Consider the following 18,693-nt stretch of genomic DNA (forward strand, 5'->3'; position numbering starts at 1 on the left):
AAGATTTACCGATGATTCTTTTTGTTTATCCTGATTAAGATGTGTTTAGTCGGATTCCCACCATAATTTGATCAATGCTTGTGTTCCGTTCTCATCATATCCAGCTTGACCCAATTGATCATACAGTTCTTTTGCTAGCCTTGTGGAAGGTAAATCTATTTCCATTTTATCCGCTTCATCAAGAACTATTTTCAAATCTTTAATAAAGTGTTTAACAAAAAAGCCAGCAGAATAATCTTCTTTCAAAATTCTAGGTCCATAATTCTCCAAAGACCAATTCCCCGCCGCTCCCCCGCTTAATGTTTTGATCACCTTTTCAAGATTTAAGCCTGCTTTTTTGGCGTAAACAAGCATTTCAGTTAAGCCAGTCATTGTTCCGGCTACCATGATCTGGTTTGCCATTTTAGTGTGCTGACCACTGCCGGAGGACCCTTGAAGTTCTAAAGAGGATGAAAACAAGTTCAAAATAGGCTTCATCTCATCAAAAGCCTTCTGTTCTCCACCTACCATTATCGTGAGTGTTCCATTTTTAGCACCTAAGTCCCCCCCGGATACTGGCGCATCTAAAGCTCTGGCGTTTTGTTCTGACGCCGTCTGACTGATTTTTACAGCCATTGATGGTGTACTAGTCGTTAAGTCAATAAGTACTTTTTCTGATATAGCCGCTTCAAAGATTCCCATCTTACCATAATATACGTCTTCTACATCAGAAGGATACCCAACCATCGTAAATATCACATCCGATTCTTCAACAACTTCTCTCGGCGAGTCTCGCCAAAGTGCACCTTTACTTATAAGTGTTTCAGCTTTAGATTTTGTCCGATTATATATAGTCACTGTATAATTATTGTCTAACAAATGACCTACAATCGATTTCCCCATTACACCAGTACCAATAAATCCGATTTTTTCCATATTTTCACTCCTAAAAAAGATTGGAATATAAAAAAGATTGAGCCCGTAGAGGACCCAATCTTCTCAATTAATTTTCTACATATTGATTAACTAATTCAATAACTTCATCCACAGTTGTGCATTCGGATAGAGCTTTTTCAGACAATTCTTTCATCTTATTAGAATCCAATGTTTTGAGTAAGCTTCTTGTTTTAAGAATACTTGTTGCACTCATAGAAAATTCATCTAATCCTAGTCCTACTAACAGAGGGACTGCGATTTGATCTCCAGCCATTTCTCCACACATACCTGCCCATTTTCCTTCTTTGTGCGCTGCATCTATGACCATTTTAACAAGGCGTAAGATTGAAGGGTTATATGGTTGATACAGATAAGAAACACGTTCGTTCATTCTATCCGCAGCCATAGTATATTGAATCAAATCATTTGTTCCGATGCTGAAGAAGTCGACTTCTTTAGCAAATTGATCAGCTAACACCGCAGCTGCAGGGATTTCAATCATAATTCCCACTTCAATAGAATCAGAGACCTTAACTCCTTTTTCAAGCAACAAGGCTTTCTCTTCTTCTAACATAGCTTTAGCTTCTCTAAACTCTGGTAACGTTGCAATCATTGGGAACATAATACGTAATGTTCCATGAACTGATGCACGCAATAGAGCTCTTAATTGTGTTCTGAAAATAGAATCTTGATCTAAACTAACTCGGATAGCGCGATAACCTAAAAATGGATTCATTTCTTTTGGTAATTTCAAATATGGGAGCTCTTTATCTCCGCCAATGTCCATTGTTCTCACAACGACCGGCTTATCGCCCATACCTTCTAATACCTTTTTATATGCATTGTATTGGTCTTCTTCAGATGGTAGTTCTGTTGATTCCATATATAAGAATTCTGTACGGTATAAACCAATAGCTTCTCCACCATTGTTTTTTACACTTTCCAAATCTTTTGGTGTACCAATATTCGCAGCTAGTTCAACATGTTTGCCATCTTTAGTTACACTAGGTTCGTTTAATAATTGATCCCATTCTTTTTTCAATTCATCATGTTCTTTAGCTTTCTTAGTGAAAGCTGAAATCTCGTCTTCAGAAGGATTGATGTAAACATCGCCTTCTAATCCATCTACGATCAACATATCATTTTCAGATACTCGTTCTGTGATATCTTTTGTTCCAACGATTGCTGGAATTTCCAATGATCTAGCCATTATAGCAGAGTGAGATGTACGACCTCCGACGTTTGTTACAAATGCTTTTACATATTTTTTGTTTAGTTGAGCTGTATCACTCGGTGTTAAATCTTCTGCAATAATGATAACTTCTTCTTCAATTGTTGCTGGAGATGGTAAGGTAACGTTCAGCAGACTAGCTAGTACACGTTTTCTGACATCACGAATATCAGCTGCACGCTCTTGCATATAAGCGTTATCTTCCATTCCCTCAAACATTGTAATGAACGTATCAGTTACTTGTTTGAAAGCAAATTCGGCATTAACATTTTCACTATCGATTACTGCTTTAGTCTGATCTATCAAATCTGGATCTGACAATACCATAATGTGCGCATCAAAAACCTGCGCTTCATTTTCACCTAATGACTCCGCAGCAATAGCTCTAATTTTAGTTAATTGTTCTTTAGATTTATCCATAGCTTCTGTTAAACGAGTCATCTCAGAATCGGTATCGGAAATATCAGTTTTTTCGATAGTTAAGTCTGGTTCGACCAGTAAGTAAGCTTTTGCGTGAGCGATTCCATCACTTGCTGCAATTCCGGATACTTTTAAAGTCATTATTCAGCCATTCCCTCATTTTTAATTGTTCCTTCAATTCCTTCAATAGCTTCTTTTTCGTCAGCGCCATCAGCAGTAATTGAAACTTCTGCACCTTTACCAACACCAAGAGACATAACGCCCATGATTGATTTCAAGTTAACAGATTTACCTTTATAATCTAAAGTGATATCTGAATTAAATTTGCTAGCTTGTTGAACTAATAAAGTAGCTGGTCTAGCGTGAATACCTGTTTCTGCGATAATTGTATATTCTCTTTTTTCCATTTGAATTTCTCCTTTTAAATAAATTATTTTTTTATCGAAAGGAATAGAACGTCTACGCTTTAAGGGATTATAAGGTTTGCAAAGTACTTTCCCATTAAGCTTCCATTTTATTCTTTCTTTCTCTAACAGATTACCATTTTTCCCCCTTACCTACAACTATTTTTTCTCAATCTACATATTTAGTGCTTGAAAGTCAAAATTGGTCAATGTATAATGTAATTATCAAAGGTCAGTATTGGTCAGATAAATAGTCCGGATATTGATATGTTGAACTGTTTTGAACTGACCTTTGACATAATTACGAGTATAATTGAATCAAACCATAAGAGAAAGGATGTTTTATATTATGATTTGTCAACGTTGTATGGAACGACCTGCAACTATTCATCTAACGACAAGCGTCAATGGTCGCAAGCGAGAAATTGATCTCTGTCAAAAATGTTATCGTGAAATAAAACAGCAGGAACAGCAAGGGCTTTTAAATCAAGGAAACAATCAAGATCCCTTTGGATTCAATCAATTTGATGATTTATTCAGAGCGCTATCGCAAAAGCAGAACCCCAACGAACAACCGCCTACCCCGCCGAATCAACCATTCCCCGGGAACAATCAACAACCGCCTAGACAAGGTAGCGGTGACGGTCGCGGTGGAATACTTGGTGAGTATGGTGTTAATTTAAACCAACTCGCTAAAGAAGGTAAAATAGATCCTATCATCGGTCGAGATAAAGAAATAGAACGTGTCATCGAAGTTTTAAATAGACGAAAAAAGAATAATCCAGTACTGACAGGAGAAGCCGGTGTTGGTAAAACAGCGATCGTTGAAGGTTTGGCTCTAAAAATAGTGAACGGAGAAGTCCCTCAAAAACTTCAGGACAAAGAAGTCATTCGTTTAGATGTCGCTTCCCTCGTTCAAGGAACAGGCATCAGAGGTCAATTTGAGGAACGCATGCAACAATTGATGAATGAATTACGTCAAGATAATAAGATTATATTATTCATCGACGAAGTTCATGAAATAGTTGGTGCAGGCTCAGCTGAAGGGAACAATATGGATGCAGGTAACCTCTTGAAACCTGCGTTAGCCACAGGTGAATTACAGTTGGTTGGTGCGACAACCTTAAATGAATACAGAAAAATAGAAAAAGACCCTGCACTGGAACGTCGTTTACAGCCCGTAAGAGTAAATGAACCTTCAATAGAGGAAACCTTAACTATTTTAAAAGGTATTCAAAAACAATACGAAGATTATCATCACGTAAAATATTCAGATAAAGCGATTAAAAGTGCGGTAGAATTATCCCATCGCTATATCCAAGACCGTTTCCTTCCAGACAAAGCCATCGATTTAATGGATGAATCAGGGTCTAAAAAGAATTTAACCATTCAATCTGTCGATCCAAAAGATTTGGAAGATAAAATAATCGACGCGGAAAAAAACAAGCAAGAAGCTTTGGAACAAGAAGACTATGAAAAAGCAGCCTTTTATCGTGACCAGGCGACTAAATTTAGAGAAATGATTGATCAGCAGACACCTCAGTCTGAGCAACCCGAAGTAACAGAACAAGATATTATCAATATTATTGAAATTAAAACAGGTATTCCAGTTGGAGAATTAAAAGAGAAAGAACAAACACAATTAAAAGACTTAAACAAATCGCTTAGACACCATGTCATCGGTCAAGATGAGGCCATTGATAAAGTTGCAAGAGCGATTCGTAGAAATCGTATTGGATTAAGACAGAAAAATCGTCCGATTGGATCATTTATGTTTATAGGTCCTACTGGTGTGGGAAAAACAGAGCTAGCCAAGACATTAGCGCTGGAGCTGTTCGGTAGTAAAGATGCCTATGTGCGTTTAGACATGAGTGAATATATGGAAAAACACAGCACGTCTAAACTTATTGGTTCACCTCCAGGATATGTCGGGTATGATGAAGCGGGACAATTAACTGAAAAAATAAGACGTAACCCGTACAGCTTAATCCTGGTCGACGAAGTTGAAAAAGCTCATCCAGATGTTCTGCACATGTTTTTACAAGTGTTAGACGATGGACGCTTAACTGATGCCCAAGGAAGAACCGTAAACTTTAAAGAAACGATCATTATTATGACAAGTAATGCGGGAACAACAAATGTTGAATCGAGTGTTGGGTTTGGAGCACAATTAAGTGGCGAACAACATTCTATTATGAACCATCTCCAAGATTACTTTAAACCAGAATTTTTAAACCGTTTTGACGGCATCGTAGAGTTTCACTCTCTTACTAAAGAAAACCTCCTGGAAATTGTCGATTTGATGTTGCAAGATGTCAATGACGCTCTGAGCCAACACGAAATCTCGCTGAGTGTTGATCAGCAGGCAAAAGAAAAACTGGTTGACTTGGGTTATGATCCTAAAATGGGAGCACGACCATTAAGAAGAGTTATCGAAGAACAAATCGAAGATAAAATCGCTGAATTTTATTTAAATAATCCGGAACCCGGAAAAATATTAGCCACAGTTGAAAATGATGGTATCGTCATTACTAAAATATCAGCATCTGAATCTGTTAATGAGCTTCAAAGTAATGACAGTGGAGAAAACATTTCTGACTAATACCAGTCCATGCTCACATAAAAATATAAGCGTTAGCTCATCCGTTTAAATTATTGAATAAAAAAACACATTCTGCATTTCAGGTTCATTGTATTGAACCCGAAATGTGAATGTGTTTTTTTTATTATAATAATGAAGTCAGCTCGACTTCTGGGTATTTATCACTGAACCATCTCATAGCAAATCGGTTTTCAAATAAGAATAGCGGCTGATCGAATCGATCTCTTACAAGCATATTTCTACTTGATCCCATATTTTCATCCAATTGTTCCGGCTTGACCCATCTTGCAATACGGTTACCTATCGAAGACATAATGACTTCAGAATTATATTCATTTCGCATTCTGTGTTCGAAAACTTCAAATTGAAGTTGTCCTACAGCACCAATAATATAACTTTCTGTGTGATATGATTTATAGAGTTGAATTGCACCCTCCTGCACAAGTTGATTGATACCTTTATGAAATGATTTTTGCTTCATAACATTTTTCGGTTCAACCTTCATGAATAGTTCAGGTGTGAATTGTGGTAACTCCTGATACTCTATTTTATCGTTACCTTCATATATAGTATCCCCTATTTGAAAATTACCAGTATCATAGAGGCCTACAATATCTCCTGCTACCGCATCAGTAACAATTTCTCTACTTTCAGCCATAAATTGAGTTGAATTTGAGAGTCGAATTTTTTTACCTGAACGTGATAATGTCACGTCCATTCCCTTTACGAATTTACCGGAGCAAATTCGTAAGAACGCAATTCTATCTCGATGACGCGGATCCATGTTGGCTTGTATTTTAAATATGAATCCTGAAAACGTTGGTTCTGCCGGTTGAACTATCTCTCCACCTCTTGTTTCGTGAGAAGATGGCTCAGGAGCAAATTGCAGGAATATTTCCAAAAATGTCTGTACGCCAAAATTATTTAAGGCAGAACCAAAAAACACAGGTGTTAGTTTCCCTGCTGCTATAGCTTCTTCAGAAAACTCATTCCCCGCTTCTTTAAGAAGCAAAGCCTCTTCAAGTACTTGCTTATACAAACTTTCTTTTTTTATCTTGTGTTCTCCTTCAATTTCTCCCTCTGAATTAAGCGAGATGAATCGTTCACCCTTATTTGATTCTTCAGGTCTAAACGCTTCGATTCGATTATGGTATAAATCATATAGTCCTAATAAAGTTTTACCTGATCCTATCGGCCAGTTCATTGGATAAGCATCGATTTCCAGCACTTCTTCCAATTCTTCTATTAGTTCTAAAGGTTCTCTACCATCTCTATCTAACTTATTCATAAAAGTAAAAATCGGAATGCCTCTCATACGACACACTTTAAATAGTTTCTTGGTTTGTTCTTCTATACCTTTTGCACTATCTACGACCATGACAGCAGCATCCACCGCCATTAATGTACGATAAGTATCTTCAGAGAAATCTTCATGTCCTGGAGTATCCAATATATTGATGCGCTTGTCGTCATAATCAAATTGCATAACTGAACTTGTTACAGAGATTCCTCTCTGCTTCTCTATTTCCATCCAGTCAGATTTTGCGAACTTGCCAGATTTTTTTGCTTTAACTGTTCCAGCTTCTCTGATTGCTCCACCAAAAAGCAACAGTTGTTCAGTAATAGTTGTTTTACCAGCATCGGGATGGGAAATAATAGCAAACGTTCTTCTTCTTTTTACTTCTTTATTTAACTCATTATTGTTATTTTCAGTCAATGTAAACGTCCTTAATCTTTATATTTATTTTTTTCTAGTGAATACTTGTTGAACTTTTCATCTTGATACATTTTAAACAGGTAAGTTCCTATCGTTTTTAAAATAGCAAAAACCGGTACACCTATCAACATGCCAATTAAACCAGCAATTTTTGCGGAAGCCAGTAACACCAATATCACTGTCAGCGGATGAATCGCTAAGGATTTACCGACTAATAATGGTGTCAAAAAATTGCTGTCTAATTGTTGGGCAATTATAACAAAGATGGCTACCAGTATTGCCCGTCCCGGTGATTCGATCAGTCCAACCACGATTGCCGGTCCTGCGCCGATAAATGGCCCAACAAAAGGGATGAAATTAGTAATAGCCGCAAAAAAGGATAACAGAAAGGCAGAAGGCATATTAACTATGGAATACATGAGAAAGAGCAAGACGCCCACTATTAAGGAAGCCAACCCTTTCCCACTGATATAACTTGAAATCGTGTCATCTGTTTTCATAATCATTTCTTTGATATTTTTTTTATACTTTAATGGCGCAATATCGACGATATGTGGTAGAAATTTTTTGCCGTCATGAAGCATGTAGAACAATATGACCGGAACTGTAACAAACAAGAATGCTACTTGAGTGAATGCCTGAATAGCGCTTCCTGCACCTGAGACAATTCCAGTTAAGAAACCTGACCCAATATCTCTTAACCATATTTCCAAATTCTCCAAAGCTAAACTGATATCGATCTGCTGCATCCACGGTTCTTCTGCCAATCGGTTCGCATATTTTTCGAGTTCACTTATAAATTCAGGTATCCCGGAAATTAAATTCGATGTTTGCTCTATCAACATCGGAATGCCTAATAAGATAGACATGACGATGAATCCAACTAATAATATCATTACAATTGTTATACCAATTATTCTCTTCACTCTGATACGTTCCAGCAATTTAACCAGAGGATTTAATAAATAATACAAAAAACCGGCAATTAGCAGTGGCATAAACAATGCCGTAAGTATGCCCACTAGCGGGTTCAATATAAAATCAATGCGTTGGAGTAGATAAATGAGTATGGCAACTGCCAATAACCACACAGTCCAGAACATTAATTTGGATTCTTTCCAATTGATCACTTAATCCCCCTCTTTTTAATCATTTCTCTTACATTATAGTAGACCTGATGCTTTATTAAAAGAGCATTTGCGGATATATTGACCTAAATGTTAAATATTGCTATAGTAAGACATAATTTCAGAAAAGAGGGATAATATGCATTTTTTAACTACCACCGACACATCATCTCAAATTTATCTTGATGCCATAGAGATAAGAAAGATAGTTTTTATAGAGGAACAACAGGTTGATGAATCCTTAGAAATTGATGACTTGGAGGATAAAACCTTGCATATCGTTGGTTACGAAGACAAGTTACCTGTCTGTACTGCTCGATTACTAAAAAAAGAGGATGACACTGTAAAAATCCAACGCGTTGCAGTCCTTGCTGCTTATCGGAAACAGGGAATAGGCAGACTGCTACTCGAGCAAATCGAAAAGATTGCTAAAAAGCAATTAAACGCCTCACATCTTGCTCTTGATTCACAGGATCATGCCATCTCATTTTACGAAAAAATCGGCTATTCTGTAAAAGGTGACGGATTTTTAGATGCCGGCATCCCTCACCACTATATGCATAAAGCTCTTTGACTCTCTCATTTTTGTTCTTTATTACTTGATTTCTTTAGCAAAATTTTTTTTTAATCTGTTATCAGATATTCTTCTCTATTTTTCTAGTATGAATTGACTATTGTCTTTTTCTTTAACAATGAGAATATCACCAACTTCAAAATATACAGGTAGAGATACAACTGGAACATAGATGAGATCGTCTTCAGAATCCGGGATCAAACAAGCCGTATTGTTTTCGATTTCTTCTAACACCACATACATTACCCTTCATCCTCGGTAGAGATGTCGATTTGATTGTTCTCATTAACAACGATATGAATCGTCCCATAATTATCCGTTCCTAAAAGTTCTGCTGGATGATCATCAAATAATTGGACGATTTCTCTATGAGGGGTTCCATAGTGATTTCCCACCCCAGCCTGATATATAGCAACGGATGGTTTAATGGCTTGTAACCATTCTTTACTTGTGCTCGTACTCGATCCATGATTACCTAATACTATAATGTCAGATTGAAGACTAGCAGTAGATGCTTCATTTAAGATGCGCTCCTCAACAGCGATATTTGCATCTCCCATATGCATCAATACTGTATCTCCAAGTGTGATCCGTGTGATAATAGACTCATCGTTTTGACTACTTTGTTTTTCATTTTCTAACGGATGCAAGACTTCGATTGAAAAAGCACCGATCTCTGTTGTATAACCATTTTTCGGCTCGGCATATATCGCGTCCGATTCTGACAAGGCATCCAATACTTCACTGTAAGTTTCACTTGTATGATCCATCCCGTTCATCCACACTTCATTTACTTGAAAATAATCCAAGACCAAATCGCCATTACCTATACGATCCGCGTCGTTGTGAGTGAATATGAGTAAATCGATTTCTCCTCCAATACCAATTTCAGCATTGAGGTAATTGATGATACGTGGATCACTATCATCGTAACGTCCCGTATCGATCAATATGGTAGTGCCATCAAACGCTTCCAGTAATACGGATGACCCTTGGTCCATATCGAAAAAATGATAGTCAGCCAATTTCTCCCTTTTCTTATCCTCATTTAAATTCGAAAAAACTGAACGGATTTGAGAAGACATTTCATTTACATACGTTTCAAGCCCTTGAAAAGAAACATTGTTTTTTCCAAACCATAACCCCATTAAAAAAGCAACACTAACAAGTAGTGTCGTCAATAAAATGGAGCGCGTTTTATTGCTATTCGTTTTTTTACGCTTATACTTTCTAGTCACGGCGCATACTCTCCAATTGATTAGTTAATAAAATTAAATCTTCTGATAAGGGAGCTTCTACTGTAAGCTGAGAATCTGTAAATGGATGCTTAAAACTTACTTTGGCACAGTGCAACGCTTGCCTTTCAATAAGATCGTTATTTGCTTTAGAATTATATAGTGTGTCTCCAAGCAAAGCATGATTTAAAGCTGCAAAATGCACTCTGATTTGATGCGTTCTCCCCGTATGCAACTGAACTTTCACTTTTGTTGCATCAGTATATCTTTGTTTTACCCAATACTCCGTTAAAGAAGGTTTCCCCATATCATCGATCTGCCTTTTGATGATAGAATCTTCCATTCGACCAATTGGCATATTTATGAGCCCCGAAGGTTTCTCTATTACACCTTCAGCAAACGCAACATACTCTTTATAAAGATTTTTTTCTTGTAAGAGTTGATCTAAATATGAATGGGCTAAGGAATGTTTAGCAAAAATCATAACACCTGTAGTATCTTTATCTAAACGTGTAACAATGTGTATTGTTTTATGTTTGTAATTATTCTTTTCGATATAGCCTTTTACTCGATTAGCCATTGTATGGTTCCTATAAATCGAGGAAGGTACGGAAGGAATACTACTTGGTTTGTTAACGATAAGAAAATGATCATCTTCGAATAAAACATCAATCTTTTTATGCGAGATTTCCAGAACATCGCTGCCTGTTTCTATAGGTATAGTAAGAGAAATCAAATCTCCTTGCAGCACCGTTTTCCTGACACGACTAAGTTGATGATTAACTTCTAAACGTCCTCCCTGAAATTTCACTTTCGCAAGAAGTCGTTTGGAAATGTTTTTTGTCTTTAGAAATGATTTCAGAGTCATCGGTTGCTGGCTCTTAACGGTCCATTCTATCTTCATTTTTTGATTTTGCTCCTAAAAAGGCATCTTCCACACGATCCCAAAAGTGAGTATGTTGATATTGCGCAAACCTAATACGTTCTTTCGCAATTCGAAATCGTATGTAATCAACTTCAGTTTCAGTTGAAACTAATTGATCTATGGTTAACGTGAACTTAGTCGTTTCAATTGGAATAATTTTTATCCACTCATCTGGTGCTATAATCATTGGTGAGCTGAGCGTTCTGAATATACGATTATTCAGTGACGCTATTTCTGTCAATTGTAAGGCTTCTAATCTTGGATGTAAGACTGCACCGCCGATCGATTTATTATAGCCTGTTGAACCGGTAGGTGTTGAAATACATAACCCATCTCCTCTAAAACGTTCAAAATGCTCCTCTTTGATGTAGACATCACAAACTAGCGTTCCATCAGTGATTTTAACAATGGATTCATTTAATGCTAAAAAGTGTTTGTTTTTAAGCTTGTTCTTGTAGATAACCTCAACGTCAAGCAACGGATAGTCTATAAATTCACCATTATCGTTGTCTAAACTATCAACTAACTCAGTTAAATTATACTGTCTCCAATCTGTATAAAAGCCTAAATGCCCTGTATGAACACCTATGAAACGAACACTATCCAAGAGGTGAGCATACCGATGAAATGCCGACAGCAACGTCCCATCTCCTCCGACAGATATGATAATATCCGGTTGATGAGTTACGACAACTATCCCTGCATTATCTAATAATTCCTTTAGTTCTCGCGTTACTTCTATCGATTCTGCAGTGTTATTTTGAACGATTGCGATCTTCACTATAACTGTCCTTCCTTTACATCAATTACTCTTGAGAATAACGGAAGTTTTTTTGAATTTCTTTTATTTCTTCTCTAATGGTGGACATCTCTTCATCTAATTGAAAAGCTGATTCGGCGGCTTTCTTTAATCTTGTATTAATTTCATCCGGGAATTCACCTTGATATTTATAATTAAGTGAATGCTCTATCGAGGCCCAGAAATTCATTGCCAAGGTTCTGATTTGAATTTCCACTAAAACCACTTTTACTTCATCAATCAACTGAACCGGATATTCACATATTAAATGATAGGATCGGTACCCACTATCTTTCTTATGATTTACATAATCTTTTTCGTGCACCACTTTAATATCATTACGATTTTTCAACATGGCTACAACATCATGGATATCTTCCACAAAAGGACACATAATTCTAATTCCAGCCAAATCTTCCATATCGGTCTCAAGCTTATCGAGTGAAATGTTTCTCGTTTTAGACTTCAGCAAAATACTATTGATAGGCTTGACTCGACCTGTCACAAATTCTATGGGGCCATGTTCTTTTCTTAACAGGTACATCCCTCTCAAACCACGTAACTTAACTTTTAATTCATCAACTGTCTGGTCGTAAGGAAGCAGGAAAAGTTCCCAATCTCTATTCATATCCTTAACCTTCTCTACTTTAATTTAGTCGTTATTATTGATATCATTGTAACATATTTTCATAAAATACCGTAGCAAGGGAATTGAGGAACTGATATGAAACAAGCAGTAGAAATTGAATACAAAAATTTATTAACCGAAGAAGAATACATGAAACTAAAAGAAATTTTTTTTAAAGACGGAGCCAAACCCGTTACTCAAGAGAACTACTATTTTGACACTGAAGATCATGTTTTAAAAAAGAATCAATGTGCACTTAGAATAAGAATAAAAGAAAATCATGCCGAAATGACTTTAAAAACTCCCTTTGAAGGACATCATAAGGAAACAACGCTTGTACTAGGAAGTGAAAACGCAAAAAAAATGATTAAAACCGGCTCTTTTATACTGCCCAAAGATATAATATCTGTCCTGAAAGAAGAAAACATTTCGCTTGATCCACATTTTTTCATGACCGCTGAACTAAAAACTGAACGACTTGAAGCAATCAATCCTCATTCTATTATTGTATTAGACAAAAGTTATTATTCTGATCAACAAGATTTCGAGCTGGAAATCGAATCAGACTCAAAAGCTACTGGTGAAGTACTATTTAATCAAATACTTACAGATAACGCCATACCTGTAAGACCCACAACAAACAAAATAGCTCGTGCCTTTGAAGCAAGGGTTAAAAGTGATAAATAATCCATAATGCTTGTGACTAAATTGTTACAACAGATTTTTTTTATTGCTTTTTTTAAGCAGAATATTATATAAAACTAGTTTTATTTGTTAATCTATGTAATGTAATCAATTAGACGTTAAGAAAAATCCATGTAGATTAATCCAATTAAGAAAAAATATAAACTAGGTGAGTGTTGAAAATGTTTTTAAATAATATAATTGAAGTTTTCTTATTTGTTAATCCATTAGGACCAACATGTCTTGAAACCGAAAAAATGATTGAATCATTTTCTAATGAACGAGACGAAAAAGTAAAAGTGCGATTTATCCCACTATTAAATTTTCACACTATCGGAAACATCGTCAAGGAATCTGATAACCCGACTTTAGCCCATCGAAATCAACTTTACACCGAATCCTTTTATGCCAGCTTGGCCTTTCAAGCTGCTTCAATGCAAGGTAAGAAAAAAGGCAGAAAATTTCTAATGGCTCTGCAAGATAAAGTTAATAACGAAGGAAAAGAAGTGACTAAAGAATTATTTACTCAAATTGCTGAATCGATTAAATTAGATATAGAAATGTTTGAAGAAGATATTCAATCTGATTTTTCAAAACTAGCATTTAAAAAAGATCAGAATTTAGCCCAAGAAATGAAGATACAGAATGCACCTTCTTGTATTTTATATTCTGGAAATAATGATGATTATGGTTACCGAGTCGATACTGCTTTTACCAAACAATTACTTCATGGGTTTTGTGATGAAAAAGTCCAAGTTAAAAAAGCTAGCGTCAATCGTTTGTCATTACTTCAAATGATGTAAGAATTAATTGAAAATCGCAATTCCAAAAAAAAAAAGCCATTCTCACCACATTCAGTTTTTACAATTGAATAATGGAGAATGGCTTTTTTATATTATAGACAGTCTTTAACTATAACTGACTCTCATTCCTACTTTAAATAGAATCTAAAGCTTTTTCCAACTCGTCTAAACGTTCTGCGAAAACGGCCATTGCTCTCTCTAAATAATCTCTTTCGGTCATATCAACACCCGCTTTTTTCATTACCTCAATTGGATAATCGCTACTGCCCGATTTCAAGTATGAAAGGTATTTATCTAGTGAACCTTCTTCGCCTTTCAAAATCTTGTCAGCTAACGCTGTGGCAGCACAAAATCCAGTTGAATATTGATATACATAATAATTATAATAAAAATGTGGAATACGTGCCCATTCAAATTGAATGGCATCATCTTTTTCTACAGTATCTCCATAATATTTTGCATTTAGATTTCTATAATTTTCGCTTAAATAATCTGCTGTCAGTGGTGTGCCTTTCGCAGCTTCTTCATGCATAAAGTGTTCAAATTCAGCAAACTGTGTTTGTCGGAAGACAGTTCCCTTGAACCCATCTAAATAGTGGCTCAAAACATACGCTCTAGCTTTAGGATCTTCGGTCGATGCTAACAAATAATCCGTAAGCAAATTTTCATTTGTTGTTGATGCTATTTCTGCTAAAAAGATAGAATAATTACCATATACATACGGCTGGTTCTTTCTAGTAAAGTAACTATGCGCACTATGCCCTAGTTCATGAACAAGCGTGTAAAGATGATTCAGCGAATCGTGCCAGTTTAACAAGATATAAGGATTGGTATCATACATACCTGAAGAATATGCTCCACTTCGTTTCCCTTTATTCTCTATGATATCAATCCATCGGCTGTCAAAGGCATTATCCAAAACATCCTTATATTCAGGGCCGAGTACATCTAGACCTTCCAGCGTTTTTTCCTTTGCTTCATCATAAGTATATTTCAGACTGGCTTCTCCAGTAATAGGGGTATATAAATCATACATGTGCATTTCATCTAATTCTAAAACCTGTTTTCTCAAGTTCATATATTTATGAAGAAGGGGCAAATGGTCGTTTACTACTTCGATCAAAGTATCATGAACAGCTTCCGGAATATGGTTATCTGATAGCGCACTTTCTCGAGCTGATTTGAAATGATGGACTTTAGCTTGGAAATTATGGTGTTTGATATTCGCAGACAATGTGCTGGCAAATGTATTTTTAAAACTCTCATAAACTTCATACATTTTTTCAAATGCTTCTTTTCTCACTTCTCTATTAGTGCTTTCTAAAAGTTCGCCATACATCCCATGAGATAACTGAACGTCTTCTCCATCTTCACCTGTGACAATCGGGAATTTTAAATCAGCATTATTCAAAACACTGAACGTTTGGCTTGAAGAGGTAAGCACCTCACTAGCAGCAGCTAATAAAGCTTCCATCTCAGCCGTAAGCACATGAGCTTTATTCGCAGTCAATTGAGAGATGTAATGTTTATATTGTTTCAACTCTTCTTTTTCATCAAAATAATTGGACAGTTGCTCTTCAGGTAAAGCAATTAGTTCAGGCTCAAACCAAGACGTAGCTTCCTGAGATAAAGCTGCAAGGTAACGAGCTCTATCATTCATCGCTTGATAGGTGCTATTTGCGGTATCCTGATCATTTTTTAAATGGGCATAAACAAAAAGAGCACTCACTTTTCTGGAAAGATCGAGCATTGATTCCAACGCACGAAGAAATGTCGTTGCATCAGTCTCTAATTGTCCCTGAAAGTTCTTCACTTCATCTAAAGATATTTCAGTTTTTTTGAAATCTTCCTCCCATTTTTCATCAGATTTATAAATAACAGTTAGGTCCCATGTTTGTTCCAAAGGTAATTCTTCTCTTAATGGTAAAGCCTTTGATTCAGTCATTAAACTTCCTCCTATATTTTTTTGAATAAATTAATGATAACATAATTTGAAAACGAATAGAATATCTATCTTTTTATTAATTTAACATTCCAATTCACTCATTCAATCCTCATAATATCTAGCGACCTTTATATCGAACCCATTTTTCATCGCCAACTTTTTTTATTATTTCATTTTTACATAATGCTTCAATATACTCAAAAAAAGGTCGATACAAATTTGCGGTATTCACATTAGGCATAATTTGAAAAGCAACCACTTTTTCTGTCTCCCACTCTTTGATTTTACGCACTAAAACATTTTTTGTAATGACCTGGTAAGGTTCAAATTCTTCTAACCATATTAACATCAATAATTTCCACTGATAGGAAAACGTAGCAATCATCCATTCACTGCGAACAATACAGAATATACTGTCCGGTAAAGATTCAACCGACAGACCAGACTTATACATGAGTTCAAAAAAGAATCTGCTTTTTTCATGTTTATAAAAAGACCTTTGATATAAGTACTCTTTTTGTTCTTCTTTATTTTTCTTATTATCATGCACACTTCTTTCTTTATTGACAGAATCCCCAAACACATCTTTTAACGTACTAGATACACTTACACTTTTTATAGTGTAATGCAATTCACTTTGAGAACCTGAAAAATCAGATAATATTTCTAACCTTCTTCTCTTCTGATCTAATTGAAACAAATAATACCTTTCCCTTGAATCCGTTGATATGTAAGAAAAATGTTTTGTGTTTATTTTTTCTAATACTTTTAATTTTTGACCTAAAATCCAGAAAACATTATACCCATTAATATTGTAACCTCTAGTTCTTGAGATTATTGTTTCTTTTGAAATAGGGCTACATTGATATTCAATGGCTATGTTTGTTCCTTTATTATCTATGAGCAAATCTGGTCGCTGCTTCAAAGCAGGTAGAAAAGCTTCTAATTGGACCTCTATTTTTTCTTTTTTAAACCACTTATAGAGTAGGAGTTTACCTTCCATATGCTCTGGAGTTTCTCCCTCAGAAAAAGTCTGACAGTCACTGTTATTCTTATGTGAAAAATGAGACTGATAAATCGATCCATTCTTGAAAATCAATTCTTCTTTACAAGCCGGACAGAAATATTCTTTATTATTCCTATAGTCACTCGCTTTAATTATATTATGCTGCTTATCAATTGCTATAAACATTATTAAATCACCTCGCTCACTTTTTTTCATACAGTATTAATATTTCCTAATTGTTTTTTTTTTAACGAAAAAACCCACAGAAAATTTAATTTCTGTGGGTTTCACTAATTATTGAGATTCACTTGAAGTGATAGCGCGTTAATTCTAATGCATTAGTCTCCATTATTTTCTCAGCATATTCATTCAAGACTTCTGGTGTTGTGTTCGTTTTATTTCCAAACTCTAAAGCAATTGCTATTTCCTCATCACTTGTTTTTTCAACCATTTCCTCTACAAAGAAAGTTAAATGGAGATAGTATCTATTTTTGTAGCTATAAAGAGTTGACGTGCCACTTTCTAAATACAACGATTTGGAAAGTGAAATCATCTGTTCGAAGCCCTCTAAAGCAATCATAACTTCTTTGGTTGTGTTATCACCTTTAGTGTATTCATCAATTTCATCAAGTGATTCCTCATTTTGATTTATATTATCATCAATTTGCTCTTTCAGCGTGTCTAAAGAATCAACATCTTCTTTAAAGTTAGTTCCTTTGCTTATAAATAATTCTAATCCGTTATTATTCGGCATGACTTGAAAAGTGACCGCTTCAGATTCTTGAAATTCTTCGTCGATATCAACTTCTTCTAAGATACTATAAAAAAACTTTTCAATTTGTTTTTGATTTCCTAACAGATCAAGAAAAGTGATACCACGTGCTTCTAAATCAGTGTTTTCAATGATCACACGTATAGTATCATCGTTGATATGTTCTATTTCCATTATTCCACACCTCGCATTTCTTTGGAATAAACGTCCCACTAGGGTTAATTTACTTTACTATGATAGGCAGTCTACTAGACCACACTCTTGCTATTATACAAAAGCTGTTCTTTAAATACAAGTAACAACTTCATATATATCAATTTAGAATTGTGACAGTTTATAAAAAGAATCGACAAATATATTTGTCGATTCTTTCTAACATTTATCTAACTTTGTGTTAAAGCTACTAATTGTTGAGCTTTCTGTAACTCGATTTCTCTGATCGCTCTTGGCACAAACTGGCGAATCTCATCTTCGTTATACCCAATCTGTAATCTTCTTTCATCTAAAATAATAGGTCTTCTGATCAATGTTGGATTTTCTTGAATTAAAACGAATAATTCTTTTAAAGACAATTCATCTAAATCAATATTTAATTCTTTAAATGCTTTGGACCGTGTAGATATGATATCCTCGGTTCCATCTTCAGTTAATCGCATGATAGCTTTTATTTCTTCAATTTCCAATGGGTTATGAGCCATATTTTTCTCCGTATAAGGGATGTTGTACTCTTCTAACCATGCTTTTGCTTTTCGACAAGATGTGCAACTAGGTGTAGTAAATAATGTAACCATTATGTATTTCTCCCCTCAATTATCTCTGATTAATAAAACCGGGTGGTACTGTTTACAATTATTATAATAGCTTAAATGTGACGGAATGTAAACCCCTTTCCGTCATTTTTTCGTC

The 18,693-nt window shown here is 35.4% G+C and carries 18 protein-coding genes; 4 read left to right on the forward strand and 14 right to left on the reverse strand.

The window, feature by feature from the left end; translation table 11 throughout:
• Nucleotides 1-45: 45 nt before the first annotated feature.
• From ACO1PF_RS01905 to ACO1PF_RS01915, 3 genes are all read right to left on the reverse strand, one after another.
• On the reverse strand, nt 46-915 hold the full coding sequence (locus ACO1PF_RS01905; protein ID WP_423189689.1) for an NAD(P)-dependent oxidoreductase: 870 nt from the start codon (nt 913-915) through the stop codon (nt 46-48).
• Between the two features lie 67 nt (nt 916-982).
• Nucleotides 983-2,707, reverse strand: a complete 1,725-nt coding sequence (gene ptsP, locus ACO1PF_RS01910; protein ID WP_423189690.1) for a phosphoenolpyruvate--protein phosphotransferase — start codon at nt 2,705-2,707, stop codon at nt 983-985.
• Nucleotides 2,707-2,973: a phosphocarrier protein HPr gene (locus ACO1PF_RS01915; RefSeq protein WP_423189691.1), complete on the reverse strand. Its 267-nt coding sequence runs from the start codon at nt 2,971-2,973 to the stop codon at nt 2,707-2,709. The genes ptsP and ACO1PF_RS01915 overlap by 1 nt, the downstream gene beginning before the upstream one ends.
• A 346-nt stretch (nt 2,974-3,319) precedes the next feature.
• Here ACO1PF_RS01915 and ACO1PF_RS01920 point away from each other — a divergent pair, with 346 nt between their 5' ends.
• Entirely contained in the window at nt 3,320-5,572 is a 2,253-nt protein-coding gene (locus ACO1PF_RS01920; RefSeq protein WP_423189692.1) for an AAA family ATPase, read from the forward strand.
• Nucleotides 5,573-5,696: 124 nt separating this feature from the next.
• Here the strand turns inward: ACO1PF_RS01920 and ACO1PF_RS01925 are convergent, their stop codons facing one another.
• Nucleotides 5,697-7,289: a peptide chain release factor 3 gene (locus ACO1PF_RS01925; RefSeq protein WP_423189693.1), complete on the reverse strand. Its 1,593-nt coding sequence runs from the start codon at nt 7,287-7,289 to the stop codon at nt 5,697-5,699.
• An 11-nt stretch (nt 7,290-7,300) separates the two neighbouring features.
• Complete coding sequence (locus ACO1PF_RS01930) at nt 7,301-8,419, reverse strand: AI-2E family transporter (RefSeq protein ID WP_423189694.1); 1,119 nt, start codon at nt 8,417-8,419, stop codon at nt 7,301-7,303.
• Between the two features lie 136 nt (nt 8,420-8,555).
• Between ACO1PF_RS01930 and ACO1PF_RS01935 the strand changes: the two genes are divergently transcribed.
• The gene (locus ACO1PF_RS01935; protein WP_423189695.1) at nt 8,556-8,990 is read left to right on the forward strand and encodes a GNAT family N-acetyltransferase; all 435 of its coding nucleotides are present in this window, start codon (nt 8,556-8,558) and stop codon (nt 8,988-8,990) included.
• Nucleotides 8,991-9,065: 75 nt separating this feature from the next.
• On the opposite strand, the gene ACO1PF_RS01940 is transcribed toward ACO1PF_RS01935, so the two are convergent.
• The 5 genes from ACO1PF_RS01940 to ACO1PF_RS01960 are packed head-to-tail and all read right to left on the reverse strand — an operon-like array spanning nt 9,066 to nt 12,577.
• Nucleotides 9,066-9,233: a hypothetical protein gene (locus ACO1PF_RS01940; RefSeq protein WP_423189696.1), complete on the reverse strand. Its 168-nt coding sequence runs from the start codon at nt 9,231-9,233 to the stop codon at nt 9,066-9,068.
• A complete protein-coding gene (locus ACO1PF_RS01945; protein ID WP_423189697.1) occupies nt 9,233-10,228 on the reverse strand; it encodes a ComEC/Rec2 family competence protein in 996 nt (331 codons plus the stop codon). The genes ACO1PF_RS01940 and ACO1PF_RS01945 overlap by 1 nt, the downstream gene beginning before the upstream one ends.
• Nucleotides 10,221-11,129 (reverse strand): RluA family pseudouridine synthase, encoded by a 909-nt coding sequence (locus ACO1PF_RS01950; RefSeq protein WP_423189698.1) that lies wholly within the window; start codon nt 11,127-11,129, stop codon nt 10,221-10,223. Before ACO1PF_RS01950 ends, ACO1PF_RS01945 begins: the two co-directional genes overlap by 8 nt.
• Nucleotides 11,107-11,931 (reverse strand): NAD kinase, encoded by an 825-nt coding sequence (locus ACO1PF_RS01955; RefSeq protein WP_423189699.1) that lies wholly within the window; start codon nt 11,929-11,931, stop codon nt 11,107-11,109. Before ACO1PF_RS01955 ends, ACO1PF_RS01950 begins: the two co-directional genes overlap by 23 nt.
• Nucleotides 11,932-11,956: 25 nt before the next feature.
• The gene (locus tag ACO1PF_RS01960) at nt 11,957-12,577 is read right to left on the reverse strand and encodes a GTP pyrophosphokinase (protein WP_423189700.1); all 621 of its coding nucleotides are present in this window, start codon (nt 12,575-12,577) and stop codon (nt 11,957-11,959) included.
• Nucleotides 12,578-12,673: 96 nt separating this feature from the next.
• Here ACO1PF_RS01960 and ACO1PF_RS01965 point away from each other — a divergent pair, with 96 nt between their 5' ends.
• Entirely contained in the window at nt 12,674-13,264 is a 591-nt protein-coding gene (locus ACO1PF_RS01965) for a CYTH domain-containing protein (RefSeq protein WP_423189701.1), read from the forward strand.
• 179 nt (nt 13,265-13,443) lie between these two features.
• Nucleotides 13,444-14,064, forward strand: a complete 621-nt coding sequence (locus ACO1PF_RS01970; RefSeq protein WP_423189702.1) for a DsbA family protein — start codon at nt 13,444-13,446, stop codon at nt 14,062-14,064.
• Nucleotides 14,065-14,197: 133 nt separating this feature from the next.
• Here the strand turns inward: ACO1PF_RS01970 and pepF are convergent, their stop codons facing one another.
• From pepF to spxA, 4 genes are all read right to left on the reverse strand, one after another.
• A complete protein-coding gene (pepF, locus tag ACO1PF_RS01975) occupies nt 14,198-16,009 on the reverse strand; it encodes an oligoendopeptidase F (RefSeq protein WP_423189703.1) in 1,812 nt (603 codons plus the stop codon).
• Nucleotides 16,010-16,127: 118 nt separating this feature from the next.
• Complete coding sequence (locus ACO1PF_RS01980) at nt 16,128-17,201, reverse strand: competence protein CoiA (protein WP_423189704.1); 1,074 nt, start codon at nt 17,199-17,201, stop codon at nt 16,128-16,130.
• A 118-nt stretch (nt 17,202-17,319) separates the two neighbouring features.
• Nucleotides 17,320-17,961 (reverse strand): adaptor protein MecA, encoded by a 642-nt coding sequence (locus tag ACO1PF_RS01985; RefSeq protein WP_423189705.1) that lies wholly within the window; start codon nt 17,959-17,961, stop codon nt 17,320-17,322.
• 209 nt (nt 17,962-18,170) lie between these two features.
• A complete protein-coding gene (gene spxA / locus ACO1PF_RS01990) occupies nt 18,171-18,578 on the reverse strand; it encodes a transcriptional regulator SpxA (RefSeq protein ID WP_423189706.1) in 408 nt (135 codons plus the stop codon).
• Between the last annotated feature and the right edge of the window lie 115 nt (nt 18,579-18,693).

The organism is Alkalibacterium sp. f15 (assembly GCF_049389645.1).
In the GTDB taxonomy this organism is placed as follows: Bacteria; Bacillota; Bacilli; order Lactobacillales; family Carnobacteriaceae_A; genus Alkalibacterium.